Origin of the sequence: Dankookia rubra (assembly GCF_004355005.1) — a bacterium.
GTDB lineage: Bacteria > Pseudomonadota > Alphaproteobacteria > Acetobacterales > Acetobacteraceae > Paracraurococcus > Paracraurococcus ruber_A.
In genome coordinates this window covers 1-4,816 of the sequence record NZ_SMSJ01000185.1, presented here as the reverse complement: position 1 = coordinate 4,816, position 4,816 = coordinate 1, and the positions used below count along the sequence as shown (strand labels likewise).

Here is a 4,816-nt window from a genome sequence, read left to right as displayed (position 1 = left end):
CCGCGCGCCGCGGCGTCCCCGGCGCCGCCCAGGCTCTCGTCCGGGTCGCGCCGCGCCAGCGCCTGGCAGCCCGCCAGGAAGGGGGCGAGCGCCGCCGCGGCGTCCTCCTCGGCCCAGCCCGGCAGCGCGGCGAGGTCCTGCGCCGCCGCGCCGCCGGCCAGCAGCAGCATGCAGGCATGCAAAAGGCGCCGCCCGCGGGGACGGCGCCTTCCCATCTCAGCCATCGCTGTCAGGCGTGGCTGGTGCCGGTCAGCTTCCAGCTCGGGTCGGTGGAGCCCACCTCGCGCTGGAAGGTCCAGAGGTCGGTCAGCTCGGTGATCGCGTCGCTGCCGGTCACCACCTCGCCGCCCGGGCCGGTGGTCATGTTGACCTGGTCGGTGACGAAGCGGACCACGATCTCCGCGGTGGAGCCGCGCAGGTCGGCGCTCTCGATCGCCATCTCGTGCACCGCGCGGATCTCGGTCCGCTGCTGCTCGCCGGCCTGCTCGCGGGCGGTGATCGCCTGCTCGAACCCGGCATAGGTCGCGTCCGACAGCAGGGCGCGCAGCGTCTGCCGGTCGCCGGCCGCGAAGGCGGCGACGATCATGCGGAAGGCGCCTTCCGCGCCGTTCAGGAAGCCCGCCGGGTCGAAGCCCCGCTCCGCCGCGGCGATGCGGCCGAGCGCCGCGCCCGGCGGCGTCCGCGGGTCGGGCAGGACGTGGCGCGTGCCGCCCTTCGCCGGGGCGGCGCGCACCTCCTCGGCCGCCCCGTCCAGGGTCGGCGCAGCGCGCGGGTCGTAGCCGGGGGCGCGCGGTTCCGGCGCGGGCGGGCGCTCGAACCCCGTCCGGCGGCCGAGCACGCTCCGCAGCCGCAGCACCAGGAAGGCCGCGACCATGGCGAAGAGGATCAGGTCGAGCGGAAAGCCACCCGTCATCGTTAACTCCTTTTCACCTATTTAAGGTCGCGGGGGTGCCGCCGCAACGCCGCCCCCGGATAAACCCGGCCACACTGGACGGTTTCGGGGCGTCCGGCTATCGCGGAGCGCCCCTTCCCGGAACCGCGCCGCGATGATCCTGCTGCGACACGGCCAGAGCGAGTTCAACCTTCGCTTCACCGCCACCAAGACGGACCCTGGCATCCCGGATCCGCCGCTCACCCCGCTCGGCCATGCCCAGGCCGAGGAGGCGGCGGAGCAACTGGCCGGGGAAGGGCTGCGGCGCATCATCGCCTCCCCCTATACCCGCGCGTTGCAAACCGCGGCGCCGCTGGCGAAGCGCCTGAACATCCCCGTGCACGTGATGCCGGTGGTGCGGGAACGCTACGCCTTTTCCTGCGACATCGGCTCGCCGCGCGCGGAACTGGCCATGGCCTGGCCCAAGGTCGACTTCCGCCATATCGAGGAGGTCTGGTGGCCGGCGATCGAGGAGCCGCACGGCGGCATCGAGGCGCGCGCGGCGCTGTTCCGCGCCGAGATGGCGGCGCTGCCGGAATGGCGGGATACCCTGGTGGTGTCGCATTGGGGCTTCATCCTGGCGATGACCGGTGAGCGCCTGATGAACGGCGACTGGATCCGCTGCGACCCGGCGGCGCCGGCGCCGAGCGGGATCGAGTGGCGGCACTACGTCGCGCCGGTGAAGCGGCCGCGATAGGCGGGGCCGCCCTGTCCCCCGTGGCCGCCGCGTGCTAGCCCCCGCGGCCTGTCCGCACCGGAAGAGACCCCCATGTCCGACGCTCCCGCCATGCCGCAGGCCCCGACCGGCCCGCTGGTGCTGAACCTGCAATACACCAAGGACCTCTCCTTCGAGGTCCCCGGCGCCCCCGAGATCTTCTCCACCCTGCGCGAGCAGCCGCGCGTCGACCTGCAGCTCGACGTCCAGGCCCGGCCGCTGCAGGAAGGCGGCAACGTCTACGAGGTTTCGCTGCAGATCCGCGCCGACGCGCAGGCGCAGAACACCACCTGCTTCATCGCCGAGCTGGTCTACTGCGGCATCTTCACCATCAGCGTGGAGCCCGAGGTGCTGGAGCCGGTGCTGCTGGTCGAGTGCCCGCGGCTGCTCTTCCCCTTCGCCCGCAACATCCTGGCCGAGGTGACCCGCGACGGCGGCTTCCCGCCGGTGATGCTGGCGCCGATCGACTTCGTGGCACTCTGGCAGTCCCGCCGCGGCGAGCAGCAGGGCCAGGTCGGCAACGCCTGATGCCGGGCGCACGAAGGTCATGCCTTCGTGCCCCTCGGACGCCGGGCGCCGCGCCGCCGCCCGGCCTGGCTGCGCCGCAGCGGCGGCGTGCGCCGTTCGGCGCCCCGGCCCCGCGGGCCGCCGCCGGGACGTCATGTTTCGTTTAACAAACAAACCCTTGAACTCGCCCGGTATGGTCCAGCATTCCAAGTTTCCACGCTTGGTTGGCTAATAATAACCTTAAAAACATTGCGGATCGGCCGCCGGGCCGCCCAGAATCGACCCGGAACAGTCCGGGCTCCTCCGCATGTCCCTAGGCCAGGCCGCGTCTCCCGCCGCGGCCCCTCCTGCAGCCGCCGCCCCCGTCCTGCGCTTCCCGCCCGCCCCGGCGCCGCGGCCCCGCCCCGCCGCGCCCATCCTGCTTTCCCCGCCCGAGCTCACCGGCGGCGAGCTCGCCGCGCTCCGGGAGGTCCTCGACAGCGGCTGGATCGCCCCGGCCGGCCCCGCCCCCGCCGCCTTCGAAGCGGCGCTCGCCGCCGCCACCGGCATCCCGCACCAGCTCGCCACCACCTCCGGCACCGCCGCGCTGCATCTCGGCTACCGGCTGCTCGGGGTCGAGCCGGGCGACGAGGTCTGGACCAGCACGCTCACCTTCGTCGCCACCATCGCGCCCGCGGTGCAGATGGGCGCCGTGCCGCGCTTCCTCGACGTCGCGCCCGAGAGCTGGACGCTCGACCCCGGCCTGCTGGAAAGGGAACTCGCCCGCGCTGCGCGGCGCGGCCGGCTGCCGCGGGCGGTGGTGCCGGTCGACCTCTTCGGCCAGTCCTGCGACCTCGACGCCATCGCCGCGCTCTGCGACCGCTGGGGGGTGCCGGTGCTGTGCGACAGCGCCGCGGCGCTCGGCGCCAGCCGGCGCGGCCGGCATGCCGGGCAGGGCGCCCGGCTCGCCGCCTTCAGCTTCAACGGCAACAAGATCGTCACCACCGACGGCGGCGGCGCGCTCGCCTCGGACGATGCCGCCCTGATCGCCCGCGCCCGCCACTTGGCCGCCCAGGCGAAGGAGCCGGCGGCGCACTACCAGCATGAGGTGACCGGCTATGCCTATGGCCTCTCGGCGGTGCTGGCCGGGCTCGGCCTCGCGCAGCTGCCGGCGCTCGGCGCCCGGGTGGCGGCCAGGCGGGCGGTGTTCGAGCGCTACCGCGCCGGGCTCGGCGCGCTGCCCGGCCTCGGCTTCATGCCGGAGCCGGGCTGGAGCCGCGCCAACCGCTGGCTGAGCGTCGCGCTGTTCCGGCGCCCCGCCGGCGCCCCGGACCGGGAGGCGGTGCGCCGCGCCCTGGCCGCCGCCGGGATCGAGAGCCGGCCGGTCTGGAAGCCGCTGCACCTGCAGCCGGTCTTCCGCGCCGCGCCGCGGGCCGGCGGCGCGGTGGCGGCCGGGCTCTTCGCCGAGGGGCTCTGCCTGCCCTCCGGCAGCGGCCTCGGGCCGGCGCAGCAGGACCGGGTGGTGGCGGCGATCCGCCAGGTCGCGGGCGGCTGATGCGGATCCTCTACCTGCACCAGCACTTCTCGACGCCCGCGGGCGCCACCGGCACCCGCAGCCATGCCATGGCCCGGGCGCTGGCGGCGCGCGGCCATGCGGTCACCGTCGCCTGCGGGCAATATGCCGGGGCGGTGACCGGCCTCGGCGGCCCCTTCGCGGGCGGCCGGCGGGAGGGCGCGGTGGGCGACCTGCGGGTGGTGGAATGGGCCATCCCCTGCGGCAATGCCATGCCGCTGGCCGCCCGCGGCCGGGCCTTCCTGCGCTACGCGGCGCGGGCCACGGCGCTGGCCCTGTCGCGCCCCCTGTCCCGCCCATGGGACCTGGTGATCGCCAGCTCCACCCCGCCGAGCGTGGCGCTGCCGGCGCTGGCGGCGCGGCGGCTGCGCGGCATCCCCTTCGTCTTTGAGATCCGCGACCCCTGGCCGGAGCTGCCGCGCGCCATGGGGCTGGGCGGGCCGGCGCTGTGGTGGGGGCTGGACCGGCTGGCCGATGCCGCCTGCCGCGGCGCCGCGGCGGTGATCGCGCTGTCGGAGGGCATGGCCGTGACCGCCCGCGCCCATGGTGCAAACCGGGTGGCGGTGCTGCCGAACGGCTGCGACCTCGACCTTTTCGGCCCGCAGGTGGCGCCCTGGCGGCCGGAGGGGCTGCCGCCGGGCGGGGTGCTGGCGGTCTATGCCGGGGCGCAGGGCCCGGCCAATGGCCTCGGCCAGCTGCTGCGGGCGGCGGCGCTGCTGCAGGCCGCGGCGGCGCCGGTGACCCTGCTGCTGGTGGGGGAGGGGGCGGAGACCGCGGCGCTGCGGGCCCGGGCGGCCGCCTGGGGCCTCGGCAATCTCCGCTTCCTCGAGCCGCTGCCGAAGCCGCGCCTGGCCGGGCTGCTGGCCGGCGCCGATATCGGCCTGCAATGCCTGGCGCCGGTGCCGGCCTTCGCCGAGCTGACCGCGCCGAACAAGCTGATGGACTACCTGGCGGCGGGGCTGCCGGTGGTGGCCAACCTGGGCGGCGCCGCGGCCCGGCTGCTGGCCGGCGATGGCGCCCCCTGCGGCATCGCCACCCCGCCCGGCGACGACGCGGCGCTGTCCGCGGCGATCGCCGCCCTGGCCGGCGACCCGGCGCGGCGCGCGGCGAT

Annotated in this window: 5 protein-coding genes; 4 read left to right on the top strand and 1 reads right to left on the bottom strand. The window is 75.8% G+C overall.

The window, feature by feature from the left end:
* Window positions 1-229: 229 nt before the first annotated feature.
* Window positions 230-913, bottom strand: coding sequence for a Tim44/TimA family putative adaptor protein (locus E2C06_RS35370; protein ID WP_133293225.1), 684 nt, complete (start codon window positions 911-913; stop codon window positions 230-232).
* Window positions 914-1,046: 133 nt separating this feature from the next.
* On the opposite strand from E2C06_RS35370, the gene E2C06_RS35365 reads away from it, so the two are divergent.
* The 4 genes from E2C06_RS35365 to E2C06_RS35350 form a co-directional block, all read left to right on the top strand.
* Window positions 1,047-1,628: a histidine phosphatase family protein gene (locus E2C06_RS35365; protein WP_133293224.1), complete on the top strand. Its 582-nt coding sequence runs from the start codon at window positions 1,047-1,049 to the stop codon at window positions 1,626-1,628.
* A gap of 72 nt (window positions 1,629-1,700) precedes the next feature.
* On the top strand, window positions 1,701-2,174 hold the full coding sequence (gene secB, locus E2C06_RS35360) for a protein-export chaperone SecB (RefSeq protein ID WP_133293223.1): 474 nt from the start codon (window positions 1,701-1,703) through the stop codon (window positions 2,172-2,174).
* A gap of 286 nt (window positions 2,175-2,460) precedes the next feature.
* Window positions 2,461-3,687, top strand: coding sequence for an aminotransferase class I/II-fold pyridoxal phosphate-dependent enzyme (locus E2C06_RS35355; protein ID WP_133293222.1), 1,227 nt, complete (start codon window positions 2,461-2,463; stop codon window positions 3,685-3,687).
* A partial coding sequence (locus E2C06_RS35350) for a glycosyltransferase family 4 protein (RefSeq protein WP_133293221.1) occupies window positions 3,687-4,816 on the top strand: 1,130 nt, incomplete at its 3' end. The genes E2C06_RS35355 and E2C06_RS35350, both read left to right, overlap by 1 nt.

Excerpts from the sequence above, each read along its gene's own strand:
- E2C06_RS35370 (WP_133293225.1), bottom strand. The coding sequence starts at position 913 with ATGACGGGTGGCTTTCCGCTCGACCTGATCCTCTTCGCCATGGTCGCG.
- E2C06_RS35365 (WP_133293224.1), top strand. The coding sequence starts at position 1,047 with ATGATCCTGCTGCGACACGGCCAGAGCGAGTTCAACCTTCGCTTCACC.
- secB (WP_133293223.1), top strand. The coding sequence starts at position 1,701 with ATGTCCGACGCTCCCGCCATGCCGCAGGCCCCGACCGGCCCGCTGGTG.
- E2C06_RS35355 (WP_133293222.1), top strand. The coding sequence starts at position 2,461 with ATGTCCCTAGGCCAGGCCGCGTCTCCCGCCGCGGCCCCTCCTGCAGCC.